Source organism: uncultured Algimonas sp. (genome assembly GCF_947498175.1).
Lineage (GTDB): Bacteria > Pseudomonadota > Alphaproteobacteria > Caulobacterales > Maricaulaceae > Litorimonas.
In genome coordinates this window covers 67,488-92,761 of sequence record NZ_CANMJB010000007.1, presented here as the reverse complement: position 1 = coordinate 92,761, position 25,274 = coordinate 67,488, and the positions used below count along the sequence as shown (strand labels likewise).

Here is a 25,274-nt window from a genome sequence, read left to right as displayed (position 1 = left end):
GCTCATGTTCTGCGGGGCCAAGGTCAATCTGACGCTGCATGTCGGCGCGCCGATCCGCAAAGGCCGTTGGCGCGGCTATCATCCGGTCGACAGCTTGGTCGTATTCGCCGATGTGGGCGACCATATCGCAGCGCAACCGGCGACCGAGACGTCGCTGACGATCGACGGACCCTTTTCGCAGGAGCTGTCGGTCGGCCCGGACAATCTTATCCTCAAAGCCATGCGGATGTGCGATGCGCCGCCCCACGCGCTGGTCCTGACGAAGACCTTGCCGGTCGCGGCGGGCATTGGCGGAGGGTCGGCCAACGCGGCGGCGATCCTGCGGCGCTTCGATCCCGACGGGGAAGTCGACGCGACTTCGCTCGGCGCGGACGTCCCGGTCTGCCGCCTGTCGCGCACGGCCATGATGGAAGGCATCGGGGAGCGGATCACGCCATTGCCGGGACTGGAGCGTGTCGCAGCCGTGCTGGTCAATCCGGGCGTCCCGGTCCCGACAAGCCGCATCTTCGCCAATTATGATGCCACGGGTCCGGCCGAAGTGCCGGAGCGGACTGTCCGAGCGGGGACGTTGCTCGACAGGGCGCGAGCTGGGCGCAACGATCTGCAGGAAACGGCCTGCGCCGTCGCGCCGGTCATCGGCGAGGTCATTGCAGCCTTGCAGTCCCGACCAGGTTGCCGTCTCGCCCGGATGAGCGGGTCTGGGGCGACCTGTTTCGGGCTGTTCGACGACAAGCCGTCAGCAGATGCGGCGGCAGCCATGCTCGCACGGACTGGATGGTGGGTCGCACCGACCTGGCTGGGGGATGACGATCGATGCCGATGATGTCGATGGACATGCTGATCGGATTGCAGGTCGCCGGCATGGCGCTATTCGTCTCGCTGGCCGTGACCGGGTTTGCGCGTCTGGGCGGGCTGGGCGACATACCCGATCATCGGTCCAGCCATTCGCGCATGACCCCGACGGCAGGCGGGCTCGGCATCATGGCGGGGGTCGGGTCGGCCATCCTGATCGCCGCCGTCTTTCATCAGGACCGCATTTTCGCCCAGCCCGGCACGGCGGAGAAGCTCGCTTCATTCCTCTCCGTGACGTTTGCCGTGTCCTTTCTCGGCCTGGTGGACGACCGCTACATATTGCGGGCGCGGTTCAAGTTCGGTCTGATCCTGGCGCTTTCGGCGCTGGGTGTCGGCACGATCGGATCGGTCACGATGCTGCCGTTCCGGACCGACCATCTCTATCTGCTCTGGTGGTCCGGGCTAGGGGGAACGATCCTGTGGCTGTTCACCGTGACCAATGCCGTCAACTTCGTGGATGGGATCAACGGGCTTTTCGCGAGCTCGCTTGGCATCGCCAGCGCCGGACTGTGCGCGCTGGCGCTCAGTGTCGGCGCGCCCGTCACGGCATTGATGACCGGATCGCTGGCGGGCGCCCTGTTCGGTTTCCTGCCCTATAATTTCAGGCCGCGCGCGGCCGTTTTCGCAGGCGATTGCGGAGCGCTTGGCGCGGCGTTCCTGTATGCCGGGTCGGTCCTGTTCCTGGTCCACGAACAGCCGGAACTGCGGTTGCTCTATGCCGGACCGCTGCTGATCATGCCGCTTCTGGCCGATGTGCTCATCACTTTATTGCGCAAACCTTTCAAACGGATCGGCTTCCTGGCGCCGCATCGCAGCCATCTCTACCAGCGCTGGGCGCGAAAGCGCGGCGGACACATCGGGGTCAGCATCATCTATGCCCTGTTGTCCCTGCTGATGGTGGCTCTGGTGCATCAGGCGCATATGCGTGGCACACTCGGCTCGATGTCAGGGCTGGGGCTGGTCGCGGGGCTTTTCGTGGCCGCTTATCTGGCGCGGGCGGCGACACTGCCGAACTAGGACGCGCGCGACACCACGTAGGCGGCCAGGTCCTGAAGGCAGTCGCGAAGGGGCGAGCGCTCGAACGGGTCCAGCGTCTCGATCGCCTCGACCGAGAAGCGTCGCGCCATCTGCAGCGTCTCATCCAACGCGCCGGTGCGGCGCAGGATCGACACGGCACGCTGCAGGTCCAGATCGTCCTGCTCGCGCGCGACGATGACCTTGCGCCAGAATTCGGTCTCGGAGGCATCGGCCTTGGCCAAAGCGCGGATGACGGGCAGGGTCATCTTGCCTTCGCGGAAATCGTCGCCGACCGACTTGCCCAGCGCGCTCTGCTGCCCGCCATAATCGAGTGCGTCGTCAACCAGCTGGAAGGCCAGGCCAAGCTTCATGCCGTAATCGCGCAAGGCCGTCCGCTTCGCCGCGTCCAGCCCGGTGATGACCGGTGCGACTTCCGTGGCCGCCGCGAACAAGGCCGCCGTCTTGGCCTCGATGACGGTCATGTAGTCGTCTTCCGTCATGTCGATGTTGCGCAGCGCGGCCAGCTGATGAACTTCACCTTCGGCGATGACGGAAGACGCGTTGGACAAGATGCCGAGCGCTTCCATGGAGCCTGCTTCGACCATCAGGTTGAAAGCGCGGGCGAAGAGGAAATCGCCGACCAGGATCGACGCACTGTTGCCCCAGATCAGATTGGCGGGCTTCCTGCCGCGCCGGAGGTCCGATTCGTCCACGACGTCGTCGTGCAGCAATGTGGCGGAGTGGATGAACTCGACCGCCGCCGCCAGCTTGTGATGCGCATCCCCCGAATAGTCGCAGAGACGCGCCGTCGCGACCGTCAGCAACGGGCGCAGACGCTTGCCGCCCGCGCCGACCAGATGTTGCGCTAGGTCCGGGATCATGCCGATGGGCGAATGCATCCGCTCCACGATCAGCGCGTCCACGGCCGCCATGTCGTCCCGGCACAGCGTCCAGAGGTGCTGGACCGGAGAGAGCGCGTCGTCGCGCTGTATCTGTACCGGAGCGTTCAAGGTCGGGGTCCTTCGTTTCGTATCGTTAGTTAAGGATGCGGACCCCGGCACACAAGTGACAATGACGTGCGCGACACCCCGCTTGCATCCGCGCTCCGCTTGGGGAAGGACGCCCTGATGATCCCGCTCATCGTCACCACCGATCCGGCCACCATCGCCTTTGCCCAGGCGATCCTGAAGGATGCCGGGATCGAACATTTCGTGATGGACGAAAACATGAGCGTGCTGGAGCCGGGAATCATGATTCCGAAACGGTTGATGGTGCTGGGCGAGGATGCGGCGGAAGCGCGCGAAGCCTTGATCGATGCGGGTATCGGCCACGAACTGAAGGTCTGACTGACAATCGCGCATCGGTGATCGCCCGTGCGCGCTTGAACTTTCGGCCCATGCGCGTAAAGCCGCCGCCATGACGGACAGCCCCGCCAAACCCGCTTCATTCCAGGAGCTGATCCTGCGCCTGCAGACCTACTGGTCGGCCCAGGGTTGCGCGATCCTGCAGCCTTTCGACACGGAAGTCGGGGCCGGGACCCTGCACCCGGCGACCGTGCTGCGCTCGCTGGGGCCGAAGCCGTGGAACGTCGCCTACGTGCAGCCGTCGCGCCGCCCGGCCGACGGACGTTACGGGGAGAACCCGAACCGGCTGCAGCATTACTACCAGTTCCAGGTGCTGATGAAGCCCAACCCGGTCGATCTGCAGGACCGCTATCTCGGCAGCTTGGACGCCATCGGCATCGACAGGACGGTTCACGATATCCGCTTCGTCGAGGATGACTGGGAGAACCCGACCGTTGGAGCTTGGGGTCTGGGATGGGAAGTCTGGTGCGACGGCATGGAAGTCAGCCAGTACACCTATTTCCAGCAGGTCGGCGGCATGGATGTCGACCTGGTTTCCGGCGAGCTGACCTACGGGCTGGAACGGCTGGCCATGTATGTGTTCGGCGTGGACAATGTGTACGACCTGCCGTTCAACGCGCCCGGCCTGCCGACAAGCTTGAGCTATGGCGACGTGTTCCGCCGCAACGAGGTCGAGCAGAGCGAGTATAATTTCGAGCATGCCGACACGGACAACATTCTCGAACGGTTCCGAATGGCGGAAGCCGAATGCAAAGCCTTGCTGGCTTTGGAAAAGCCGCTTCCGCTGCCCGCCTACGAACATGCGTTGAAAGCCTCGCATCTGTTCAACCTGTTGGATGCGCGCGGGGTCGTCTCGGCGACGCAGCGCCCCGAATACGTCAAGCGCGTGCGCGATCTGGCCCGTGGCTGTGCGTCCGCCTGGGTCAAAGGCGAAAAGGCGCGCGCGGCATGAGACTTTTCAAACTCGGTCTATTGGCGGCGGCCCTCACAGCCTGTCAGCCGCCGATCGATGCGACCGTCGGCGAGCTGGAACCTTTCGACGTCACCCGTGTCGGACAGACCCATTGCGTTTTCGACGGCGAAAACGCGAACGGAGACGGCGCGCTCTTCGCCACGCGGATGGCGGACGAGAACGACATGGCGCACGTCCAGTTCAAGGGGGAGTTCCTGAAGCTGGTGCCCCGGACCAGACCCGACTTCGACGGCGGGCCGCTGGATATCACTTACGATGTCGTGGACTATCTGAAATGGCGCGTCAGGCTCGAAGCGACGCCGCTATCGTCCGGCGTGGAGCATACGCGCTACGAAGGCACTCTGACGCTTCTGCGCGAGGGATCGGACAGCCTCGCCACGGCGGCCATAATCGGCGATTGCGGCGTCTAATGGCCGAATTGCTGTTCGAAATCTTCTCGGAAGAGATTCCCGCGCGCATGCAGGTCAGGGCCGGGGGCGAGCTGGTTCGCCTGATGGATGCCGCACTCAAGGATGCAGGACTGTCACCCAATGACAGCCATGTCCTGACCGGGCCGCGCCGCCTGACCTACATCACCGACGTCGAGACCCGCTCGCCGGACGTATCCGAAGAGCGCAAGGGACCCCGCGTCGGCGCGCCGGACCGGGCCATCGAAGGCTTCATGCGCGGGGCGGGACTGGACGATATCGCCCAAGCGGAGACGCGCAGCGACAAGAAGGGCGACTATTACGTCGCCATGATCCACTCCGAAGGCCGCGACACGGCGGACATTCTGCGTGACGCCATACCAGCCGTCATGAACGATTTTCCTTGGCCGAAAAGCATGACGTCGGGCGAGAGCGATTTCCGCTGGGTGCGGCCACTGCGCGGACTGACCGTGCTGCTGGACGGACGCAGTCTGGACGGGATCGAAGTCGGCGGAATCGCGTCCGACAATCTCGTTCACGGCCATCGCCAGATGGGGCCGGGGCCGTTCGCGGTGGCGACGCTGGCGGATTACAAGGCTGCACTGGATGGTGATGGTCACGTCATGGCGGAGAGAAAGGCGCGTCAGGAACGGATATTGGATCAAGCGTGCACCGTCTGTTCCGAGGCTGGGCTGGAGCTGGTCGAGGACGAAGGGCTGCTGGACGAAGTCACCGGCTTGGTCGAATGGCCGGTCGCGCTGCTCGGCGACATGGACCCGGACTTTCTCGAATTGCCGGACGAGGTCATCCGCCTGACGCTGAAAAGCCATCAGAAGACGTTCACGGTAAGGAACGAGGGCGGCCAACTCGCCCCGCACTTCGTCATCATCGCCAATCTGGAAACGCCGGATGATGGGGCAACGATCAAGGCGGGCAACGCCAAGGTGATCAGCGCCCGCCTGTCCGATGCGCGCTTCTTCCAGGAGGAAGACCGGAAGCGGAAGCTGCAGGACTATCATGACGATCTGAAAGACCTCGTCTTCCACAAGAAACTCGGTTCGATGCACGACAAGGCGGAACGCGTCGCCGCGCTTGCCAGGGAGATCGCACCCCACGTCGGCGCCAATCCGATCCTCGCCGAAAAAGCCGCCCGCCTCGCCAAATGCGACCTCGTCACCCAGACCGTGATCGAGATGACCTCGCTCCAGGGGAAGGTGGGGCGATGGATATACGAACATGACGTGACGCTGGGGCGGGCGGATTCTCTACCTTCCGCTCATCCCGACGAAAGTCGGGATCCAGCCGACGCGGAAGCCAGCGACCTGGACCCCGGCGTCCGCCGGGGTGAGCGGGAGTGGGGGGAGGCCGACCACCACGCAATCGCCGTCGCCATCGAGGATCACTACAAGCCACAAGGCCCAAGCGACGCCGTCCCGACCGAACCGGTCGCGGTGGCCGTGGCGCTGGCGGACAAAATCGACACGCTAGTTGGGTTCTGGGCGATCGACGAGAAACCGACAGGAAGCAAGGATCCGTATGCGTTAAGGCGGGCGGCATTGGGAGTGATCCGATTAATTGCTTCCAACAGCATAAATTATGGAATTGATCTCTCTAGTTTGAAGTTACCGCTACGAAGAGTTTTTCGGGATGCTGATAACGCGATCCGTAGATTTACAAGGGAAAGCCTTCCTAAAGCAACGCTTACAGATAACACTGTAAACATCATTAATGAGTGGGAAAGGCGCCTTAACTTATACGGCGATATTGGGCGATCATCGATCTCTGATATCGAAGCTGAAATCAGACTGTCTGATCCTGAGCCGATGAAAATCGAAGCTGATGTTCACGCAGATGTATCGGCCTTCCTCAAAGATCGCCTCCACGTCTACCTCCGCGGCCAAGGCCACCGCCATGACGTGATTGACGCGGTGATTGCGCAGGGTGGGGACGATCTGCTGGCGATTTCGCGGAGGGTGGAGGCGCTTGGCATGTTCCTGTTGGAGGAAGACGGGGAAGACCTTGTGCAGGGCTACAAGCGGGCGGCGAACATCTTGCGGGCGGAGGAGAAGAAAACCTCCAAACCTTCCGCTCGTCCCGACGGAAGTCGGTATCCAGCTGACGGCTCCGCCGAAAGCGGGGCTGGATCCCAAATCGAATTCGGGATGAGCGGAGTGGAGTATAGCGCCGATGAGGCTCGTTTGCTCGCAGAGGCTCTGACGAAAACCCGTCCCGCCATCGACGCCGCGCTCGAGGCCGCCGATTATCCAGCCGCCTTGTCTGCGCTCGCCGATCTGCGCGAGCCGATCGATGAGTTCTTCGAAGCGGTCGTGGTCAACTCCGACGATCCGGACGAGCGCGCGCGGCGGCTCGGGCTGCTTTCGGCCGTGGTGGAGACCTTCCATCGCATTGCCGACTTCTCCCGGCTGGACGGCTGAGGCGTAACCGGACGTGAGCGGACCGGGCATCGCCGAGGGCTTGCGGTCGGGGCTGCATGGCCTATTGAGCGTCAACCACCGTTGCGGCCCCGGGCCGGACGCGGATCGACAAGGGACGACATCTGAATGAGCCAGTGGGTCTACAAGTTCGGCGGCGGATCGTCGGAAGGCGACACGTCGATGCGGAACCTGCTGGGCGGCAAGGGCGCCAACCTGGCCGAAATGGCGAGCCTGGGCCTGCCAGTCCCGCCGGGCTTCACGCTGACGACCGAGGTCTGCACCTGGTATTACGACCATGACGAAACCTATCCATCCGACATGGACGCGCAGGTCGAGGCCGGGCTGAAACATATCGAAGGCTTGACCGGCAAGACGTTCGGCGATCCGCAGAACCCGCTTCTCGTCTCCGTGCGCTCCGGCGCGCGCGCGTCCATGCCGGGCATGATGGACACTGTCCTGAACCTGGGTCTGAACGACGAGACGGTCGACGGGTTGGCCGCGCTGTCGGGCGACCGGCGCTTCGCGCTCGACAGCTACCGGCGATTCATCACCATGTATTCCGATGTGGTCATGGGCGTGCATCACCACACGTTTGAAGACATTCTCGAAGACACGAAACTGAGCCGTGGCTACGCGCTCGACACGGAACTGACGGCCGCTGATTGGGAAGGCGTCATCGGACAGTACAAAAAGGCCGTGCGCAACGCGCTGGGCCGCGACTTCCCGCAGGATGCACGCGAACAGCTCAAGGGCGCCATCGACGCCGTCTTCGGCAGCTGGATGAACGACCGCGCCGTGGTCTACCGCAATCTCAACGACATCCCGGCCGAATGGGGCACGGCGGTCAATGTGCAGGCCATGGTGTTCGGCAATATGGGCGACACGTCCGCGACCGGCGTGGCCTTCACGCGCGATCCCAGCACGGGCGCGAACGAATATTACGGCGAGTTTCTCATCAACGCGCAGGGCGAGGACGTCGTGGCGGGCATCCGCACGCCGCAAACGCTGACGAAGATCGCGCGGGAGAACATGGGCGAAGAGGCCCCGTCCATGGAAGAAGCGCTGCCCGACGTCTACGCGCAGCTGGCCGCGACCTTCGAGACGCTGGAATCTCACTATCGCGACATGCAGGACATCGAGTTCACCGTGGAACGCGGCAAGCTCTGGATGCTGCAGACCCGCACGGGCAAACGCACCGCACGAGCCGCCTTGAAGATCGCCGTGGACATGGCCGATGACGGTTCGATCACGACAGACGAAGCCTTGCTGCGCGTCGATCCACTCGCGCTCGACCAGCTACTGCACCCCACGCTCGATCCCGACGGCGAGCGCGACGTGATCGCCACCGGCCTGCCGGCCTCGCCCGGCGCGGCCATCGGAGAAGTGGTGTTTTCATCCGACGAAGCCGAAGCGCTGTCCAAGGCCGGACACAAGGTCATCCTGGTGCGTGTGGAAACTTCGCCCGAAGACATTCACGGCATGCACGCGGCCGAAGCCATCGTCACGGCGCGCGGCGGCATGACCTCCCACGCTGCGGTCGTGGCGCGGGGCATGGGCACGCCTTGCGTGTCGGGCGCGGGCGACATCCGCATCGATTACGAGGCGCAGTCTTTCACCTGTGCCGGCCGGACGGTCGGAAAAGGCGACATCGTGACGGTGGACGGTGCGACCGGACAGGTCTTCGCCGGCGAAGTGGCGATGATCCAGCCGGAGCTGTCCGGCGATTTCGCCAAGGTCATGGGCTGGGCGGACGATGCGCGCACGATGCAGGTGCGGGCCAATGCCGAAACGCCGCTCGACGTTCAGACGGCGCGCGATTTCGGCGCCGAGGGCATCGGGCTCTGCCGGACGGAACACATGTTCTTCGAAGCGGACCGACTGGCCCATTTCCGCGAAATGATCCTGGCCGACAGCGAAGCCGCGCGGCGGGCGGCGCTCGACAAGATCCTGCCCGTCCAGCGCGAGGACTTCGCCGCCATTTTCCGCATCATGGAAGGCCGTCCCTGTACGATCCGGCTGCTGGACCCGCCGCTGCACGAATTCCTGCCGCACAGTGAGGCCGATATCGAAACGGTCGCCCAATCGATCGGCGTGCCAACGCGAGAATTGATGGCGCGGGCAGCGGAACTGCAGGAGACGAACCCGATGTTGGGCCATCGGGGTTGCCGCCTCGGCATTTCCTATCCGGAGATCTACGAGATGCAGGCGCGCGCCATTTTGGAAGCGCAGGCGGTCGTTGCCGAAGAAACAGGCGTCACGCCCATCGCCGAAATCATGATCCCGCTGGTCAGCAGCGAAAAGGAAGTGGAGATCCTCAAAGCGCGCATCGACGCGGTTGCCGCCGATATCGGGGTGACGGACTATACGGTCGGGACGATGATCGAACTGCCGCGGGCCGCCCTCCGGGCGGACCGGATCGCGGTGCAGGCGGAATTCTTCAGTTTCGGGACCAACGATCTCACCCAGACGACGTTCGGCCTGTCGCGCGACGATGCAGGCAAATTCCTGCCGGATTATGTCAGGGCAGGGATCATGGACAAGGATCCGTTCGTGACGCTGGACCAGGGCGGGGTCGGCGATTTGATCCGTCTCGCAACGGAACGCGGGCGCGCGACGAATCCCGATCTGAAACTGGGAATCTGCGGCGAGCACGGCGGCGATCCGGCCTCGATCGACTTTTGCCAGCGCGTGAACCTTAACTATGTGTCATGTTCGCCCTACCGCGTTCCGATCGCGCGATTGGCGGCCGCACTAGCGGCGATTCGGATGAAATCCACTTAAAACGCGTTAAGAAATCCGAATTAGTCATGACTTTCTAATGACTTGGCCCTGGGTTGAACTCCGGGAACCTTTTCCTATATTATGTGCATCAGACAACAACACACCGTTTACAAGTTTTGACGGTCGTCGCCCTCCGGGCGGCATAACGAAGCTTTAACCTTACATCTCAATGCATCGCAGCTATTCGCTGTTCCGGGCATTTACCCGTGAGCTGTGCCGGTCCGAAACGGCGCGCCTCTTGCATGACGATGAAGGCAAGACTGGGGAACAACGAATTCATGAAGCCGAAGCAACAGATGATTACAGGATGGGCCGTCGGTCTGGCAGTCGCATCCGCAGGCGCCGTCGCGCTGCCAGCCGCTGCCGAAAAGGCCGCGGATCAGCGGACGGAATTCGTCACGACGAATATCGCCAAGGATTTCCGCCGCATGCCGGAACCCAAGACGGACTTGGCCTCCGTCAGCCGTCTGGCTGAACTTTACGGCCCCGATTCTCTGGCCCGGACACCACTTGAACGGGTCCGCCTTGATAACGGTTCCTTCGGGACTGACATTTCCACACTGCGTAAGCAGAGCGAAGCGTCGATGCGCGAAGCCAATTGCCTGGCCGAAGCGGTTTACTACGAAGCTCGCGGTGAATCCCGCAAAGGCCAGATCGCCGTCGCGCAGGTCGTTCAGAACCGGGTTCTGTCCAAGCACTATCCGGACACGATCTGCGGTGTCGTCTATCAGGGCTCCGAACGCACGACTGGCTGCCAGTTCAGCTTCACCTGCGACGGGTCCATGAAAAAGGCGCCCAAGGGCCGATCCTGGACCCTCGCCAAGGACGTGGCACGCTACGTCTCGACCGAAACGCCGCGCAGCCTGGTCGGCGTCTCGACCCACTATCACACGGACTATGTGGATCCGCGCTGGAACCGCACCCTTCGCAAGACCAAGCAGGTCGGCAGCCATATCTTCTACCGCTTCCCATTCACGGAAGTCCCGCGCGCCGACAAGCCGACCGTCGTCGCCTCGCTGCGCATCGCGCCGCCAAGCTGATTCGAACGACATGCCGTTACGAAAGGCGCGCCCTCGGGCGCGTTTTTTTGTGGCTGGAGCGTGCCTCATCCATGATTTCGCTCATGCATGATGGCGGGGCCTGCCCTTTGACAGCCCGCTCGCCGCTGCCTAGCCCGAAAGGGAGACGCCATTCGGGAGACAGGGTCTATGGGGCCGCAGCGGTTCGAGACGATCATCGTCGGCACGGGGTTCGCCGGGCTCGGCCTGGCCGCGAAACTGCGCGGAGCCGGGCGCGCCGATTTCGTCCTGCTGGAAAAGGCGGAGGCCATCGGCGGCACCTGGCGGGACAACAGCTATCCCGGCGCCGAATGCGATGTTCCAAGCGCGCTCTATTCCTATTCCTTCGCCCCCAACCCGACCTGGGACTTCAAATGGGCCAAGCAGGACCAGATCCTGCGATACATCGATGATTTTGCCGACGATTTCGGTTTGCGACCGCATATCCGCCACGGGGCGAAGGTGGTCCGGGCCGAATGGCTGGACGCAAGCGGCGAATGGCTCGTGTCGCTGGAAAGCGGCGAGCAGATGCGCGCGCGGTTCCTCGTTTCGGCCATCGGCCAGCTGCATCATCCAAAAATACCGGGTTTCGAGGGGCTTGATGCGTTCGACGCTCCGGCCTTCCATACGGCGCGCTGGGACCACTCGCTCGACTTGATCGGCGCGGATATGGCCTGCATCGGCAATGCGGCGTCTGCAGTCCAGCTGATCCCCGAATTGGCCAAGACGGTGCGCACGCTGACGGTCTATCATCGCAGCCCCAACTGGATCATCGACAAAAGCGACCGGCCCTATAGCGCGCTGGAGAAACGCATCGGGAAGGCGGTCCCGGCTTTTGCCAAGCTCTACCGCGCCGCCATCTGGGCCCAGGGCGAATACGGCCTATGGCCCGCCATTCGGGGCAAGCCGTTGCAGAGCCGGATATTGCGGAAGGAGCATGAGACAAAGCTCGCCGACGCCTTTCCGGACGACCCCGCCATGCGCGAGAAACTCACGCCGGATTACCCCATCGGCGCGCGGCGGATACTCCTGTCCGACACCTACATCCCGGCGTTGGCGCGCGACAATGTGAAAGTCGTGTTCGACCCAATCGAGCGGTTCACGCAAGGCGGTATCGTGGCGGGCGGCGTCGAGCGGCCGCATGATGTCGTCGCCTTTGCGACGGGGTTCGTGACCAACCCGTTCCTGATGGAGATCGAGGTCGTCGGGAACGGCGGCCTTGCGCTATCCGAGCGCTGGGCCGACGGGGCAGAAGCCTATCTCGGCACGATGACGGCAGGCTTTCCGAACCTGTTCATCCTCTACGGTCCCAACACCAACACCGGACATACGTCCGTCATCTTCAAGCTGGAGCAGCAATTCTCCCTTGTGCTGAAACTGATAGACAGGGCGGGACGGGGTCGCGTCTCCGTGCGGGCCGACGCCGAAGCCGCCTACAATGCGCAAGTGCAGCGCCGCTTGCGCGACACGGCCTGGGACAAGGTTGGGGCGTCCTGGTACAAGGATGGGGAGAAGATCACCAATAACTGGCCCGGGTCAAGCCGCGAATTCAAGCGCCGGCTGAGGCGTCCCGTCTACGATCATTTCGATTTCGAGGGAGCCGCCTGATGGGAGCTTCGCTGGGCTACAAAGCGTTGCAGGGCATCTTGCGCGCGACGGGTTTCCGCCACCGCATGCCGAAGGATGCCGCGCGCGGCCGGCAACGCAACATGCGGCCCAGGGGCAGGCAGGCCGAACGGTGGGCACGGTCCGAATTCGACGGCCGGGCCGTCTGGACCTGCCATCCCCCCGGCGGCGCGACCGACCGGATCTATGTCCATGAACATGGCGGCGGCTATGTCTACGGGTTGCAATCGATCCATTACAGGGCGTTGCAGGAACTGGCAGACCATGCCGGGATGACGGTCGTTGTGCCGGACTATCCGCTTCCGCCCCAAGCGCGCGCGCCGGAGATCATGGGCTGGGCGGACCGGCATTTCGCCGCCGTCGTGGAGCATCATGGCGTTGAGACCGTCGCGCTGGGCGGGTGCAGCGCTGGCGGCAATCTTGCATTGGCAATCCTGCAGCGACGGGCCGCGCGCGACGAAGCGAACCCCGGAACCGTCATTCTCTGGTCGCCCTGGGTGGACCTGACCGAGGCCGAGGCGCCGCCGACCAAGGCCGACGACTACGAGGCGCTCATCACGCCTTTCGGCCTGGAACCGGCCGTCGGCGCCTATCTGGGCGAGAGCGGCGTGGACCGGTCCGATCCGCATGTCAGCCCGCTTTGCGCCGATCTTTCCGACCTGCCGACGATGCACATCGTGACGGGGCAGAAGGACATTCTCCATCCGAGCATCGCGGCATTCGCTGAAAAGGCGGACGCGGCGGGCAAGCTCGGCGACTATTTGGTGGAGCCTGATTACGGTCATTACTGGATGTTCTATCCCGTGAAGGACCGGCATCCGACCTTGCGACGGATTGCGGATTGGCTGGGGTGACGGCAGCCTGACGGGTCCCGACATTCGCGCAGCCGCCTATGTGCGACCGCGTGTCCTGCGGCGGAGGAGATGAGCGCGGAGGGCGCCCGCGGGGTCTGGCTCGTCCAGCGACCGGCCAGGGTGGCTGTTGGCGGTGGCTGTTGCTGCCGCCGGTAAACGGGTGACCCCGCGGCGCGATGGTGACGGTCCGGCCCACCCTCTTTCTCCAAAGGTGTGTCTAGCGGTCCAGACTGGTCCGGACTGGGGTGCTACCCCCGGACCGGACACATCGCGATCTTCGGCTCAAAAGGTCAGGATAGCGCGCCTGTCCCGCCCTCCGCATGACCGAAGATACGAGACTCAAGATAGGGGCGAAGGGGGTCAGTGCGGATTAGATTGCGTGTTTTTCTTGCAAGCGACTGAAACACCGACTCTTTCCAGGAGAATTCACACGGATGGATTCGGCTGGCCGTTCGATCCGGTCGGCATCGCCCCTATCCGCCGGCGCGGATAGGGGCAAAGAGCGGCTTCAAGCCGCCTTTTTGCTTTGCTGAGCCTGCAGGATCTTGCGAACGGTTTCGGCCTTCCGGTCGTCCAGGCTGGCGGCGATGCCCAGGCCGTTGGCGATCTTGACCACATCGGCTTCGAGCATTCGGTCGAGCGCGCCCTGAGTGTGGGCTCTTGGCGCCCCGCCGTAAATCGTTTCGCCGCGCTCGGCCATGTCGCGCAGGCGTTGGGGCGGCGTGAAACGAGCCCCGTGGCGCTGGGCCAGCATGTCGGCGTTCGCCACGAAAGCGCCCACGCCGATCGTATCGATGTAGCTCATCGGGCCGCCCGTCCAGGGCGGGAAGCCGAGACCGAAGATGGCGCCTAGGTCGGCACTTTGCGGATCCGGGACGACGCCGTCCGCGTAAGTCCGCGCGCTCGGTACGAGCAGGGCATACATCAGTCGCTGCTGCACCTCTTCCTGGCTCGGCTGGTCGTCGCGCAGGGGATAATGGTCCGCCATGCCCTTCCACAGGCCGAGGCGTTTGCCGCTCTCGTCATAATCGTAGAAACCGGCGCCGAAGCGGCGGCCCGCCCGGTCCCATTTCGTGACCATGTTTTCCATGAACTCTTCCGTGCCGGAGGGGACATAGGCCTCGCCCATTTCTTCCTGGGTGGAGCGCATGATGTCGTAGCCGAGCTTCAGCGTGGTATCGTCCGTCACGGCCAGCGGACCGATCGGCAGACCCATGTTCAGCGCGCTGTTCTCGATCAGGGCGGGCGAGACGCCTTCCGTGACCATCAGCGAGGCTTCGTTGACATAGGGCGGAAAAACCTGGTTGGTGAAGAAGCCGCGCACGTCACGCACGACGATCGGGGTCTTCCGGATCTTGCGGTTATAGTCGAACGCCGCCGCCAACGCCCGCTCGCCCGTGCCCTCATGCGGGATGATTTCGAGCAGGGGCATGCGCTCGACGGGGCTGAAGAAATGCAGGCCGATGAAGTTTTCGGGCCGCTTGGAGTTTTCCGCCAGACCGCCGATCGGCAGGGTCGAGGTGTTGGACGCGAAGATCACGTCTTCGCCGATGACCGCTTCGGTCTTCCTGATGACGTCCGCCTTCACGTCGGGACGCTCGAACACGGCCTCGATGATCAGGTCCACGTCCTTCAGGTCGTCATAGTTGGAGGTCGGCGTGATGCGGGCGAGAAAGGCGTCGGCCTTTTCCTGCGTCATCTTTCCGCGCTTGACCCGCTTGTCGAGGATCTTCCTGGAATAGTCGATGGATTTCTGCGCGTCCTCGTCGGTGCGGTCAAGCGACACGACTTGCATGCCCGCCTTGGCGGTCACGTGGGCGATGCCGGATCCCATCAGGCCCGCGCCGAGCACGCCGACCTTTTTGATTTCGATCGGCTCGATGCCGTCGGGTCGGCCCGCGCCCTTCTCGGCCGCCTGCTTGTTGACGAACAGGGTGCGGATCATGTTCTGCGCGACCGGATCGGCGAAGAGGGAGAGGAAGTATTTCGTTTCCACCTCGACCGCCTTGGTCATGGTTAGCTGCGTGCCTTCATAGAGGCAGGACATGATCGCCTTGATGGCCGGGAAGTTGTCCTTGGACTTGGCCAGCGCCATGGCGTTGGCGGCGGCGAAGAACTGGACCGCCTTGGGGTTCATCGCCCCCGCGCCGCCGGGCACCTTGAAGCCCTTCACGTCCCAGGGCTGGAGCGTGCCTGTCTCGACATGGTCCTTCACCCAGGCCTTGGCCGCCTCGATGGTCCGTCCGGGCTCGACGATCTCGTCGATGATGTTCTGGGCTTTCGCCTTCTTCACGTCGAGATTGGCGCCCGAGGTGATCAGCTGCGCCGCATTCTGCAGGCCCGCGAGGCGGGGAACACGCTGCGTGCCACCGCCGCCCGGTAGAAGGCCGACCAGGACCTCGGGCAGGCCGAGCTTCACTTTGGGACTGTCGGCGGCGACGCGGTAGTGACCGGCCAGCGCGAGTTCTAGCCCGCCGCCCAGCGCGAGGCCTTCCAGCGCGACGGCGACCGGCTTGGCCTTTTTGCCTTCGCGCTGGATCTCGCGGTCCGTGTGGCCGCCCGTTTCCAGTTTTCGGAAGGCGCGGTTGAGCGTCATGCCCGCTTCGAACGCGTCGCGGTCCAGCACGCCAGATTGTTGTTCCAGCATGCGCAGATCCGCCCCCGCCATGAAGGCGTTGTCGCGGCCCGATGCGATGACCAGGCCCTTATATCTGTCGTCGGAGACGAATTCGTCGATGAAGGCCGGCAGGTCTTTCATCAGGGCTTCGTCGATGACGTTCATGCCCTGATCCGGCACGTCGATCTTGAGAAGCGCGATGCCGTCGCCGTCCACATCGACGGAGAACGTTGTATAGTCGGTCATTGTTTTCGGTCCTGTCGTCTTAAACGCGCTCGATGATGGTAGCGATGCCCATGCCGCCGCCGATGCACAGGGTGACGAGGGCGGTTTCCTTGTCGGCCCGCTCCAACTCGTCCACCATGGTGCCGAGGATCATGGCCCCGGTGGCCCCGAGCGGGTGACCCATGGCGATGGCACCGCCATTGACGTTCATGATGCCGTGATCGACGTCCATCGCCTGCATGAAACGCAAGACGACCGCCGCGAAAGCCTCGTTCAGCTCATACAGGTCGATGTCGGTGCTTGCCATGCCCGCCGTCTTGAGCGCTTTTTGCGCCGCGACCTCCGGGCCGGTCAGCATGATGGTCGGCTCCGAGCCGATGGATGCCATAGAGACGATCCGCGCGCGCGGCTTGATGTCGAGCCGCTCTCCGGCCGATTTCGAGCCCAGCAGCACGGCGGCTGCGCCGTCCACGATGCCGGAGCTGTTCCCGGCATGGTGGATGTGGTTGATCTCTTCCACTTCGGGGTATTTCAGCTTTGCCACGTCGTTGAAGCCGAAATTCTGGCCGAGCATGGCGAAGGACGGGTTGAGCGCGCCGAGCGCCTGCATGTCCGTCTTGGGGCGGATCGTTTCATCCTTGGCAAGGATTTCCACGCCCATCACGTCCTTGACCGGCAGGATCGATTTATCGAACCGGCCCTCGTCCCAGGCCTGGGTCGCCCGTTTGTGGCTTTCAACCGCATAGGCGTCGACATCGTCGCGGGAGAAGCCGTATTTGGTCGCGATCAGGTCGGCGGAGATGCCCTGCGGCACGAAATAGGCGTCGAACGCCGCTTCCGGGTCGGAGATCATGGCGCCGCCGTCGCTGCCCATCGGCACGCGGCTCATGCTTTCGACGCCGCCGCCCATGGCCATCTCGCATTCGCCGGACATGACCTTGGCGGCGGCGATGTTGGTGGCTTCCAGCCCGGAGCCGCAGAAACGGTTGACCTGGATTCCGGCGGTCTCGATCGGATAGCCGGCCTCCAGAATGGCCGTGCGGGTGATGACGGCGCCTTGTTCGCCGACCGGGGAGACGCAACCGAAGGCCACGTCCTCGACCTCGGCCTTGTCGATGTCGAGCCGTTCCGGAACGGCCTTCAGGACCTGCGCGGCCAGTTGCAGCGGCGTGATCTCGTGCAGGCTCCCGTCTTTCTTGCCTTTGCCGCGCGGCGTGCGCACCGCATCGTAGATGAAGGCCTCGGCCATGATCGGAACTCCTGTGTCGTGGAACGTCTGCAACTCAAGTCGCGCTGCCTCTAATACGCGCGCACCGCGCAAGGGAAGGGCGGGGGCTGCGATTTCGCGCTTCATCCGTGATGTGCTGGCGCGCAGAAACGCATGAGGCCGGACCCGTCGCCAAAACGATGATGCCGTTTTCTTGCCTGTGGCTAGAAAACAACAGCCGGGACATTTATGCCATCGAGGATGAAAAGGGTTCTTGCGCGGCTATCCCCGCCTTCCTATGCGCATGACAAAGCCGCAACAAAAGCGGCGGTAAACGCAACCGACCGGGACCCTTCAATGATCAAGACACGCTCGCTTCTCGCGACATCCACGGCCACTCTCGCGCTGCTCGCCACGCCAGCCTACGCCCAGGACAATATAGGCGACGAAGTCATCGTCACCGCCACGAAACGCCAGACCACGCTGCAGGACACGCCTGTCGCCGTCAGCGTGACGCCCGCGGAAGTGATCGAAAAGGCCCAGATCCTAGACATCAAGGATCTGCAATCCGTGGTCCCGACCTTCCGCGTGTCGCAACTGCAGAACTCCGCCAACTCGACGCTCATCATCCGCGGCTTCGGCAATGGCGGCAACAATATCGGCATCGAGCCGTCCGTCGGCCTGTTCGTCGACGGGGTCTACCGCTCCCGCGCCGCCGCCCAGATCGGCGACCTGCCCAATCTCGAGCGCATCGAGATCCTGTCGGGCCCGCAATCTACCCTGTTCGGCAAGAACGCATCCGCCGGCGTGGTCAGCGTCGTCACGGCCGAGCCCGATTTCGAGAGCAACGGCTATATCGAAGGCGGCGTCGGCAACTACGATCTCGTTTACGGCAAGGCCTATATCACCGGCGCGGTCGGCGAAGACGTGGCCGTCAGCCTCGGCGGCGGTTTCCAGAAGCGCGACGGTTACTTCAAGCCGGCGGCGGGCACGGCCGGAGGCGACTTCAACGATCTCAACCGCTTCAACATCCGCGGCCAGGCCCTCTGGACGCCGACCGACGACCTGTCGCTGCGCCTGATCGCCGACCTGTCGACGATCGACGAGAATTGCTGCGGCACCAACACGCCGATCGTCGGTCCGACGGCCGGGATCATCGCCGCACTGGGCGGCGCCGTGCCGGGCGTGCCGAATCCGTTCGGCTATTTCACGTCCGTCAACCGCGCGACCGACAACGAAATCGACGATCAGGGCATTTCGCTGCAGATCGACAAGGATGCCGAATGGTTGGGCGGCGTGAACTTCACCTCGATCACCGCATTCCGCAACAACAAGTCGGCCTTCGACAGCGATAGCGATTTCACCTCGCTGGAATTGCTCGAAAACGTGTTCCAGGACGTCCGCATCGATACGTTCACGCAGGAATTCCGATTGGCGTCGACAGGGGCCGGCCGGTTGGGTTGGCTCGTCGGCGGGTTCTACTTCAACGAAGACATCAGCCAGTTCTCGGGTCTGGACTATGGGTCGCAATTGCGCGGCTATATCGACGCGCTGGCCTCACAGGGCGCGTCGCTGCGCGCCGGCCCGACCGCTTCGCCGCTATTCGGCATCGAGCAATCGCTGGGATTCGCACCGGGCACGTTCTTCGGCGACCAGGTCGTGGTGGACGAAAACTTCAACCAGGACAACGAATCCTTCTCGATCTTCGCCAATGTGGATTACGAACTGACCGACCGCTTCACGCTGACGCTCGGCGGTTCCTACGTCGAGGACGAGAAAAACGTTTCGGTCACGAACCGCAACAACGACGTGTTCAGCAATCTCAGCCTAACCGGCGCTGACGGAACGCGCGTCGTCGCGACCAATATCTTCGTCAACGGGGCGCCGGGCGTGCCGTCCTTCTCCGCCGCCTTGGGCGGTCTGCCCTTTACGGCTGCGAACCTGCAGACGGCGGCCACCGGCGGTTTCGGTGCCGCCGCCGCCGCTTATGTCGCACAGGTTCAAGCGGGGGCGGCCGCTCGGGTTGCAGGCCCCGACAATCCGTTCCTGGGTCTCATTCCATTGCAGTTCCAGCCGCAATTCCTGTCTTTCCCGAACTCCGTCGAAGACGGCCGGACGAAGGATGACGACTTCACCTACACCGTCAAAGGCGCTTACGAGGTCAACGACAATTTCAACGTCTATGCATCGACATCCACGGGTTTCAAGGCATCGTCTTGGAACCTAACGCGCGATTCGCGGCCGTTCCTGGCCAACGGTCCGGCGCTTCAGGCGGCCGGACTGCTGCCCAACAACTACAATGTCGCGACGGGCCGCAATTTCGGCACGCGTTTCGCCGGTCCCGAAGAGGCGACCGTCTACGAAGCGGGTCTCAAGGCGCGCTTCGAATGGGGCGCATTCAACATCGCCGTCTTCGATCAAACGATCGAAGGTTTCCAGTCGACCATCTTCCAAGGCACGGGTTTCGTTCTGGCCAATGCGGGCGAACAGTCCACGCAAGGCATCGAATTCGACTCGACCTTCACGCCGATCGACGGCGTGACACTGGGCGTGGCCGGCCTGATCCAGGATCCGGTCTATGACGAGTACACCAGTGCGCCCGTCATCCGGGGCAGCGCCCAGGACCTGACCGACGGCGTGGTCGACGGCATCGGCGATCTGTCCGGCGAAGCGCCGGCCGGCATCAACGAAGTGTCCTTGTCCTTCGCGGCGCAGTACGAATTCGACCTGACCGATGCGGTCGGCATGTTCCTGCGCGCCGATTACCAGTATGAGGACGAGATCCAGGTCGTCGACAACATTCCGGGACTGACGCGCGATACGCGGAACCTGAACGCATCGTTCGGTTTCGAATTCGAAGACGGTCTAGACCTGCGTTTCTGGGGCCGCAACATCACCGGCCATGAAACCTTCACCAGCGGTTTCCCGGGCGTGGTGCAGGCCGGCACGGTCAGTTCCTATCCGAACCAGCCCGCCACTTACGGCGTGAGCCTGCGCAAGAACTTCTAGGGGCAACCACGGGGGGAGACGGGCCGGAAGCGCGATCACTCGCGCCCGGTCCGTGCCGAGGGGAGAAGGGCCGTCCGAACGGGGCGGCCCTTTTTGTTTTCGCGTTCCGAAAGGGCGCGACATGACGGATGCGGCCCGAGCCCACACAGTCCGTCAGATGGCAAGCATCATCATCGGACCCTCCTGTTCCGCCTGTGCTTTAGCGCCCTCCCAATCGTGGGTGACGCGTCTCGACCCGTCATCCCATCGGCCTGCCGATGCAGGAGGCCCTTCCGTTGCGGGCGTACCGCCGCTTCGCTACGCCAAACCCTGATGGAACTGCAGACCCTGCCCAACCCGTTCGACACGGAGGAACGCCGCGCCTTCCGCGAAACCCTGCGCGCCTTCATGGCCAAGGAAATCGCTCCCCACGCTTTCGATTGGGACGAAGCGGGCTATGTGCCGTGGGAAATACACGAAAAGTTCGGTGCGCTCGGCTTGTGGGGTTTCGGCATCGACGAACGCTATGGCGGCCACGGCTTCGACGATCCGTTCATGCGCATGGACGCGGCCGTCGAGATCGCGCGTTGCGGCGTCGGCGGGATCGGGGCCGCGATCGGCGGACGCGGTATTTCCCTCGATCCGATCCAGCGATTGGCCAATGAGCGCATCCGCACGGACGTCCTGCCGGAGATCATCTCAGGCCGCGTCGGCTCCTCGCTGGCCATCACCGAGCCGGGCGGTGGGTCCGATGTTGCGCGGTTGACGACGACGGCGCGACGCGACGGCGACGATTGGGTTCTGAACGGATCGAAGACCTTCATCACCGGCGGCATGGAGAGCGACTATTTCGTCGTCGGGGCGCGAACGGGCGGAGAGGGGCTGACCGGCCTCACGCTCTTTTTCGTGGAGGCCGATCGTCCCGGTTTCTCCCGCAGCGCGTTGGGCAAGAAGATGGGCTGGTGGGCGTCCAATCAGGCGACACTCTATTTCGACGATCTGCGCGTTCCGGCTGACAATCTGATGGGGCAGGAGAATTACGGCTTTCTGCAGATCATGAACAATTTCAACTACGAACGCTTGAGTCTTGCCGCGATTTCTCTGGGCATGATGGAGGCGGCACTGGAAGACAGCATCGCCTGGGCAAAGCAGCGCGAAACCTTTGGCAAACCCCTGATCAAGCATCAGATCATCCGTCACAAGATCGCCGACATGAGCGCGAAGATCGACGCGTTGCGCAGCCATCTCTGGATCCTCTGCGCAACGATCGAGAACGGCACCATGCCGGTCGCCGAGCTTAGCAAGACGAAATTCTTCGCCACCAAGGCGCTTGAATTCGTCGCCAGCGAAGCGATGCAGATCCTGGGTGGAGCCGGTTATCTGCGCGGCAACCGGGTGGAGTCGATCTATCGGGACGTGAAGGTCATCGCCATTGGCGGCGGTTCGGAAGAAATCATGCGGGATCTGGCCGTCCGGCAAATGGGATTATGATGATGCAGGCAACACATGACGAGCTCCACCACGTGATCGACTGGGTCGAATACCATTGCGCCACCAAGCCTGGCGCCCGCGCCATGGTCGATCTGGCCAGCGGTCGCACCTACACATATGCCGAAATGCACGACCGCGTTGCCCGGGCCGCAGGAATGCTGAGAGCGCGCGGCATCAAGCCGGGCGACCGGGTTGCCTTCCTGTGCCTGAACACGACCGACGTCATGGAGCTGATCTTGGGTTGCTGGCGGATCGGCGCGGTCTGTCTGGCTCTGAACTTCCGGCTGACGCCGCCGGAACTGACCTACATCCTCAACGACAGCGAAGCGTCGCTGGTCCTGGTCGACGACCCGTTTGCCGGCGTCGCCGAGGCGACCAAGGCGGACTGTCCGAGCGTGAAGCATTGGGTCGTCACAAGCGGAGTGGGAAAGGACAGCGATTACGAAACCGGTCTGGCGGAGGCCGATCCGGTCTATGGCTTCCATCCGCAAACCTATGACGATCAATGTCTTCTGATGTATTCCTCAGGCACGACAGGCCATCCGAAGGGTGTGATCATCACGCACGGCATGGTTGAGTTCACCAATGCGGGCGCCGTGCGTGTCGGCGATGCCAGCCCCGACCGGGTCTGCTTGAACAACATGCCGCTCTTCCACATTGGCGGCCTTGGGGTGACGGCCTTGCCGGCGACCTGGATCGGCGGGACCATCGTGATGATGCGCCTGTTCGACGTGGACGCGACGCTGAAGTCGATCGACGACGAAGCGCTGAACATCGACACGCTGTTCATGGTTCCGGCGGCTTATAACGCCATGCGCCAGCATCCCGACATCGCGAATATCGATTTCTCCCGCATCCAGGTCGCCTTGTGCGGCGGCGAAACCGTGCCGGAACCCTTGAGCCGCTACTGGCTGGAAAAGGGTCTCGTCATCCAGGAGGGCTACGGCATGACCGAAACCTGCGCCGCCGGGACGACGCTGCGCAAGGACGATATCCCCCACCGGATCGGCAGTGCCGGACGTCCGCTATCCCACTCCCGCATCAAGGTCGTGGACGAAGAGGGCCGCGAAATGCCGCGCGGAGAGGCGGGCGAGATCCTGTTCAAGGGCGCGTCCGTCACGCCGGGTTACTGGCGCAACCCCAAAGCGAATGCGCAGAGCTTCACGGCGGATGGCTGGTTCCGCTCCGGCGATATCGGTCGGATGGATGCGGACGGTTACGTCTATATCGAGGACCGCGTGAAGGACATGTACATTTCCGGCGGAGAGAACGTCTATCCGGCGGAAGTGGAAGGCCTGCTCTACGAGATGCCGCACTTCGCCGAACTCTCCGTGATCGGCGTGCCGCATGACAGATGGGGCGAGACCGGATGCGTCGTCGCCGTGTTCAAGGATGATCAATCGTGCGAAATCAAAGATGTACTCGCTCATCTTGAGGGACGGTTGGCGCGCTACAAGCTGCCGAGCCATCTGCATGTCGTCGATGAGCTGCCGCGCGGCGGCTCGGGCAAGGTGCTGAAATACCAGTTGCGGCAGACCGTTCCGGCGCAGATCGCTCCGCAATGACCTAGCGTTCGGACACCATCCCGCCGGGGTTCACCTTCATGTCGCAGATATCGGTGATTTCGCGGCCTTGGCTGTCGACGAAAATCGTTTTCGCCTCCTCGACGACGCGCGTCACTTTCTGCGTCTGCTGGATCGGCTCGTAAGGCGGATTGTCGATCTCGGTTATGGCCGTGAAGGTCTTCGTCTTTTCCGGGACATAGACGCGCGTCAGGGCGCTGACGGGCATGCATGTGCGCAAGGGGTCGATGTCGATGGCCATGGGGCCGGGCACGGGATCCGGCACGGTGTTGCAGGCGGCGAGCGCGGGCAGGGCGAAGGCTGTGGCAAGCAGGATACGCATAATGTCTCCGCAGCGGAACAGTGGTTTCGATTATCCCGCCATCTGGTCAGGATTATGACATAATCGCGCCGCACGGCGCGACCCCCGGATGCAGGTAAAGAGGAATGCAGGCCGGGGACGCTTGGTTAACGCTTTCTTTCTTAAACAGTGGTGAATGGATATGCGAAACCCTCATCTGCAGCCTTACGGGCCTTTAATTTGGCGCGGCGTTCCGTCCGCACCAAGACACCGGCAACCCAAGCGGCCCTTTGCGGTCACATCATAGGAAGCGACCATCGTGAGCCTGATACAGCCACTTCTGACGACATCGTTCGTGACATCCCCCATGGTGACCGGGGACTATTCCTTCTGGTCGCTCTTCATGATGTCCGACTGGGTCATCAAGGCGGTCATGCTGATCCTGGTCCTGGCGTCCGTCTGGAGCTGGGTCGTGGCGATCGACAAGTTCATCATGGTGCGCATGCTGCGCCGCCGCGCCACCCAGTTCGAGGACACGTTCTGGTCGGGCCGCACGCTGGACGAGCTGAACGCGGCGCTGGGCAAGGACATGCGCGATCCCATGGCGCGGGTCTTTTCCGCCGCCATGCGGGAATACAATGAAAGCGGCACGGTGAAGCGTGTCGGCAGCCAGTCCGCCACGCATGAACGCATCGATTCGGTCATGAACCTTGTCATCAACCGGGAACTGGCCAAGGCCGAGAAGGGGTTGCCCGTGCTGGGCACGGTCGCGTCCATTTCGGTCTTCATCGGCCTGTTCGGCACGGTCTGGGGGATCATGAACTCCTTCCGCGCCATTGCGGCGTCGGAAAACACCAACCTGGCCGTGGTCGCCCCGGGTATCGCCGAGGCCCTGTTCGCGACCGCGCTGGGTCTGATCGCCGCCATTCCGGCCAAGGTCTTCTACGACATGTACCTGACCGACATCGACAAGTATGGCGGGCGACTGGAAGGCTATGCCGATGAATTGTCGGCCATTCTGGGCCGCAAGCTGAGCAATGGCGGCTAGACGGTGGCGGTAACGGCACAGCGCGGCGTGGGCCGCAATGGCGGGCGCAGGCGGCATCGCCGCTCGCGCGTCAGTTCCGAAATCAACGTCACGCCCCTGGTGGACGTGATGCTCGTGCTGCTGATCGTCTTCATGGTGGCCGCGCCGCTGCTCTCCGTCGGTGTGCCGATCGATCTGCCCAAGACGGACGCCAAGGCCCTGCCGTCGCAGCAGGAACCGTTGACGATCACGGTCGATTCCGAAGGCCGCGTCTTCCTCCAAGAAGAAGAGGTGCCGATCGACGGTCTGATCGCGAAGCTCGTCGCCGTGTCGGAAACGGGCTATGACGAACGCATCTTCCTGCGCGGGGACGAAAATTCGGATTACGGCGCCGTCATGAAGGTCATGGCGCGCATCAATGCGGCCGGGTTCTCGAATCTCAACCTCGTCACCGATCCCGTGAGTCAGTGATCCGCGCGGGCCTGCCCA

General features: G+C 63.2%; 19 protein-coding genes. 15 read left to right on the top strand and 4 right to left on the bottom strand.

Annotation, left to right across the window (positions count from 1 at the left end; genetic code table 11):
• Positions 1 to 4 precede the first annotated feature (4 nt).
• Positions 5 to 823 (top strand): 4-(cytidine 5'-diphospho)-2-C-methyl-D-erythritol kinase, encoded by an 819-nt coding sequence (locus Q0718_RS11015; RefSeq protein ID WP_298917708.1) that lies wholly within the window; start codon positions 5 to 7, stop codon positions 821 to 823.
• A complete protein-coding gene (locus tag Q0718_RS11010; RefSeq protein ID WP_298917706.1) occupies positions 814 to 1,869 on the top strand; it encodes a hypothetical protein in 1,056 nt (351 codons plus the stop codon). Before Q0718_RS11015 ends, Q0718_RS11010 begins: the two co-directional genes overlap by 10 nt.
• Here Q0718_RS11010 and Q0718_RS11005 read toward each other — a convergent pair.
• A complete protein-coding gene (locus tag Q0718_RS11005) occupies positions 1,866 to 2,879 on the bottom strand; it encodes a polyprenyl synthetase family protein (RefSeq protein WP_298917704.1) in 1,014 nt (337 codons plus the stop codon). The genes Q0718_RS11010 and Q0718_RS11005 overlap by 4 nt on opposite strands.
• Before the next feature lie 117 nt (positions 2,880 to 2,996).
• Between Q0718_RS11005 and Q0718_RS11000 the strand changes: the two genes are divergently transcribed.
• The 8 genes from Q0718_RS11000 (at position 2,997) to Q0718_RS10965 (ending at position 13,367) form a co-directional block, all read left to right on the top strand.
• Positions 2,997 to 3,215 (top strand): DUF2007 domain-containing protein, encoded by a 219-nt coding sequence (locus Q0718_RS11000; protein ID WP_298917702.1) that lies wholly within the window; start codon positions 2,997 to 2,999, stop codon positions 3,213 to 3,215.
• A gap of 70 nt (positions 3,216 to 3,285) precedes the next feature.
• Positions 3,286 to 4,185, top strand: coding sequence for a glycine--tRNA ligase subunit alpha (locus Q0718_RS10995; RefSeq protein ID WP_298917701.1), 900 nt, complete (start codon positions 3,286 to 3,288; stop codon positions 4,183 to 4,185).
• Positions 4,182 to 4,616, top strand: coding sequence for a hypothetical protein (locus Q0718_RS10990; RefSeq protein WP_298917699.1), 435 nt, complete (start codon positions 4,182 to 4,184; stop codon positions 4,614 to 4,616). The genes Q0718_RS10995 and Q0718_RS10990 overlap by 4 nt, the downstream gene beginning before the upstream one ends.
• Positions 4,616 to 7,048, top strand: a complete 2,433-nt coding sequence (gene glyS / locus Q0718_RS10985; protein WP_298917697.1) for a glycine--tRNA ligase subunit beta — start codon at positions 4,616 to 4,618, stop codon at positions 7,046 to 7,048. The genes Q0718_RS10990 and glyS overlap by 1 nt, the downstream gene beginning before the upstream one ends.
• Before the next feature lie 126 nt (positions 7,049 to 7,174).
• Positions 7,175 to 9,829, top strand: a complete 2,655-nt coding sequence (ppdK, locus tag Q0718_RS10980; RefSeq protein ID WP_298917695.1) for a pyruvate, phosphate dikinase — start codon at positions 7,175 to 7,177, stop codon at positions 9,827 to 9,829.
• Positions 9,830 to 10,107: 278 nt separating this feature from the next.
• A complete protein-coding gene (locus Q0718_RS10975; RefSeq protein WP_298917693.1) occupies positions 10,108 to 10,869 on the top strand; it encodes a cell wall hydrolase in 762 nt (253 codons plus the stop codon).
• A gap of 168 nt (positions 10,870 to 11,037) precedes the next feature.
• On the top strand, positions 11,038 to 12,495 hold the full coding sequence (locus Q0718_RS10970) for an NAD(P)/FAD-dependent oxidoreductase (RefSeq protein WP_298917691.1): 1,458 nt from the start codon (positions 11,038 to 11,040) through the stop codon (positions 12,493 to 12,495).
• Positions 12,495 to 13,367: an alpha/beta hydrolase gene (locus Q0718_RS10965; protein WP_298917688.1), complete on the top strand. Its 873-nt coding sequence runs from the start codon at positions 12,495 to 12,497 to the stop codon at positions 13,365 to 13,367. The genes Q0718_RS10970 and Q0718_RS10965 overlap by 1 nt, the downstream gene beginning before the upstream one ends.
• A gap of 508 nt (positions 13,368 to 13,875) precedes the next feature.
• Here the strand turns inward: Q0718_RS10965 and Q0718_RS10960 are convergent.
• Both Q0718_RS10960 and Q0718_RS10955 read right to left on the bottom strand, forming a co-directional pair.
• Positions 13,876 to 16,230, bottom strand: a complete 2,355-nt coding sequence (locus Q0718_RS10960) for a 3-hydroxyacyl-CoA dehydrogenase NAD-binding domain-containing protein (RefSeq protein WP_298917686.1) — start codon at positions 16,228 to 16,230, stop codon at positions 13,876 to 13,878.
• A 19-nt stretch (positions 16,231 to 16,249) separates the two neighbouring features.
• Positions 16,250 to 17,458: an acetyl-CoA C-acetyltransferase gene (locus tag Q0718_RS10955; RefSeq protein WP_298917684.1), complete on the bottom strand. Its 1,209-nt coding sequence runs from the start codon at positions 17,456 to 17,458 to the stop codon at positions 16,250 to 16,252.
• A gap of 315 nt (positions 17,459 to 17,773) precedes the next feature.
• Here Q0718_RS10955 and Q0718_RS10950 point away from each other — a divergent pair, with 315 nt between their 5' ends.
• From Q0718_RS10950 to Q0718_RS10940, 3 genes are all read left to right on the top strand, one after another.
• Positions 17,774 to 20,425 (top strand): TonB-dependent receptor, encoded by a 2,652-nt coding sequence (locus tag Q0718_RS10950; RefSeq protein WP_298917682.1) that lies wholly within the window; start codon positions 17,774 to 17,776, stop codon positions 20,423 to 20,425.
• Between the two features lie 327 nt (positions 20,426 to 20,752).
• Entirely contained in the window at positions 20,753 to 21,895 is a 1,143-nt protein-coding gene (locus tag Q0718_RS10945; protein ID WP_366523879.1) for an acyl-CoA dehydrogenase family protein, read from the top strand.
• The gene (locus tag Q0718_RS10940) at positions 21,895 to 23,460 is read left to right on the top strand and encodes a long-chain fatty acid--CoA ligase (protein WP_298917678.1); all 1,566 of its coding nucleotides are present in this window, start codon (positions 21,895 to 21,897) and stop codon (positions 23,458 to 23,460) included. The genes Q0718_RS10945 and Q0718_RS10940 overlap by 1 nt, the downstream gene beginning before the upstream one ends.
• 1 nt (position 23,461) lies before the next feature.
• On the opposite strand, the gene Q0718_RS10935 is transcribed toward Q0718_RS10940, so the two are convergent.
• Entirely contained in the window at positions 23,462 to 23,800 is a 339-nt protein-coding gene (locus tag Q0718_RS10935) for a hypothetical protein (protein ID WP_298917676.1), read from the bottom strand.
• A gap of 277 nt (positions 23,801 to 24,077) precedes the next feature.
• Between Q0718_RS10935 and tolQ the strand changes: the two genes are divergently transcribed.
• Complete coding sequence (tolQ, locus tag Q0718_RS10930) at positions 24,078 to 24,806, top strand: protein TolQ (protein WP_298917674.1); 729 nt, start codon at positions 24,078 to 24,080, stop codon at positions 24,804 to 24,806.
• A gap of 3 nt (positions 24,807 to 24,809) precedes the next feature.
• Complete coding sequence (locus tag Q0718_RS10925; protein ID WP_298917671.1) at positions 24,810 to 25,256, top strand: biopolymer transporter ExbD; 447 nt, start codon at positions 24,810 to 24,812, stop codon at positions 25,254 to 25,256.
• Positions 25,257 to 25,274: the final 18 nt, after the last annotated feature.

What these genes read in the sequence shown, in the direction of transcription:
- Q0718_RS10965 (WP_298917688.1), top strand. Translation starts at nt 12,495, where the DNA reads ATGGGAGCTTCGCTGGGCTACAAAGCGTTGCAGGGCATCTTGCGCGCG.
- Q0718_RS10970 (WP_298917691.1), top strand. Translation starts at nt 11,038, where the DNA reads ATGGGGCCGCAGCGGTTCGAGACGATCATCGTCGGCACGGGGTTCGCC.
- Q0718_RS10935 (WP_298917676.1), bottom strand. Translation starts at nt 23,800, where the DNA reads ATGCGTATCCTGCTTGCCACAGCCTTCGCCCTGCCCGCGCTCGCCGCC.
- Q0718_RS10950 (WP_298917682.1), top strand. Translation starts at nt 17,774, where the DNA reads ATGATCAAGACACGCTCGCTTCTCGCGACATCCACGGCCACTCTCGCG.
- Q0718_RS11015 (WP_298917708.1), top strand. Translation starts at nt 5, where the DNA reads ATGTTCTGCGGGGCCAAGGTCAATCTGACGCTGCATGTCGGCGCGCCG.
- glyS (WP_298917697.1), top strand. Translation starts at nt 4,616, where the DNA reads ATGGCCGAATTGCTGTTCGAAATCTTCTCGGAAGAGATTCCCGCGCGC.
- Q0718_RS10955 (WP_298917684.1), bottom strand. Translation starts at nt 17,458, where the DNA reads ATGGCCGAGGCCTTCATCTACGATGCGGTGCGCACGCCGCGCGGCAAA.
- Q0718_RS10990 (WP_298917699.1), top strand. Translation starts at nt 4,182, where the DNA reads ATGAGACTTTTCAAACTCGGTCTATTGGCGGCGGCCCTCACAGCCTGT.
- Q0718_RS10940 (WP_298917678.1), top strand. Translation starts at nt 21,895, where the DNA reads ATGATGCAGGCAACACATGACGAGCTCCACCACGTGATCGACTGGGTC.
- Q0718_RS11000 (WP_298917702.1), top strand. Translation starts at nt 2,997, where the DNA reads ATGATCCCGCTCATCGTCACCACCGATCCGGCCACCATCGCCTTTGCC.
- Q0718_RS10975 (WP_298917693.1), top strand. Translation starts at nt 10,108, where the DNA reads ATGAAGCCGAAGCAACAGATGATTACAGGATGGGCCGTCGGTCTGGCA.
- ppdK (WP_298917695.1), top strand. Translation starts at nt 7,175, where the DNA reads ATGAGCCAGTGGGTCTACAAGTTCGGCGGCGGATCGTCGGAAGGCGAC.
- Q0718_RS10960 (WP_298917686.1), bottom strand. Translation starts at nt 16,230, where the DNA reads ATGACCGACTATACAACGTTCTCCGTCGATGTGGACGGCGACGGCATC.
- Q0718_RS11010 (WP_298917706.1), top strand. Translation starts at nt 814, where the DNA reads ATGCCGATGATGTCGATGGACATGCTGATCGGATTGCAGGTCGCCGGC.
- Q0718_RS10995 (WP_298917701.1), top strand. Translation starts at nt 3,286, where the DNA reads ATGACGGACAGCCCCGCCAAACCCGCTTCATTCCAGGAGCTGATCCTG.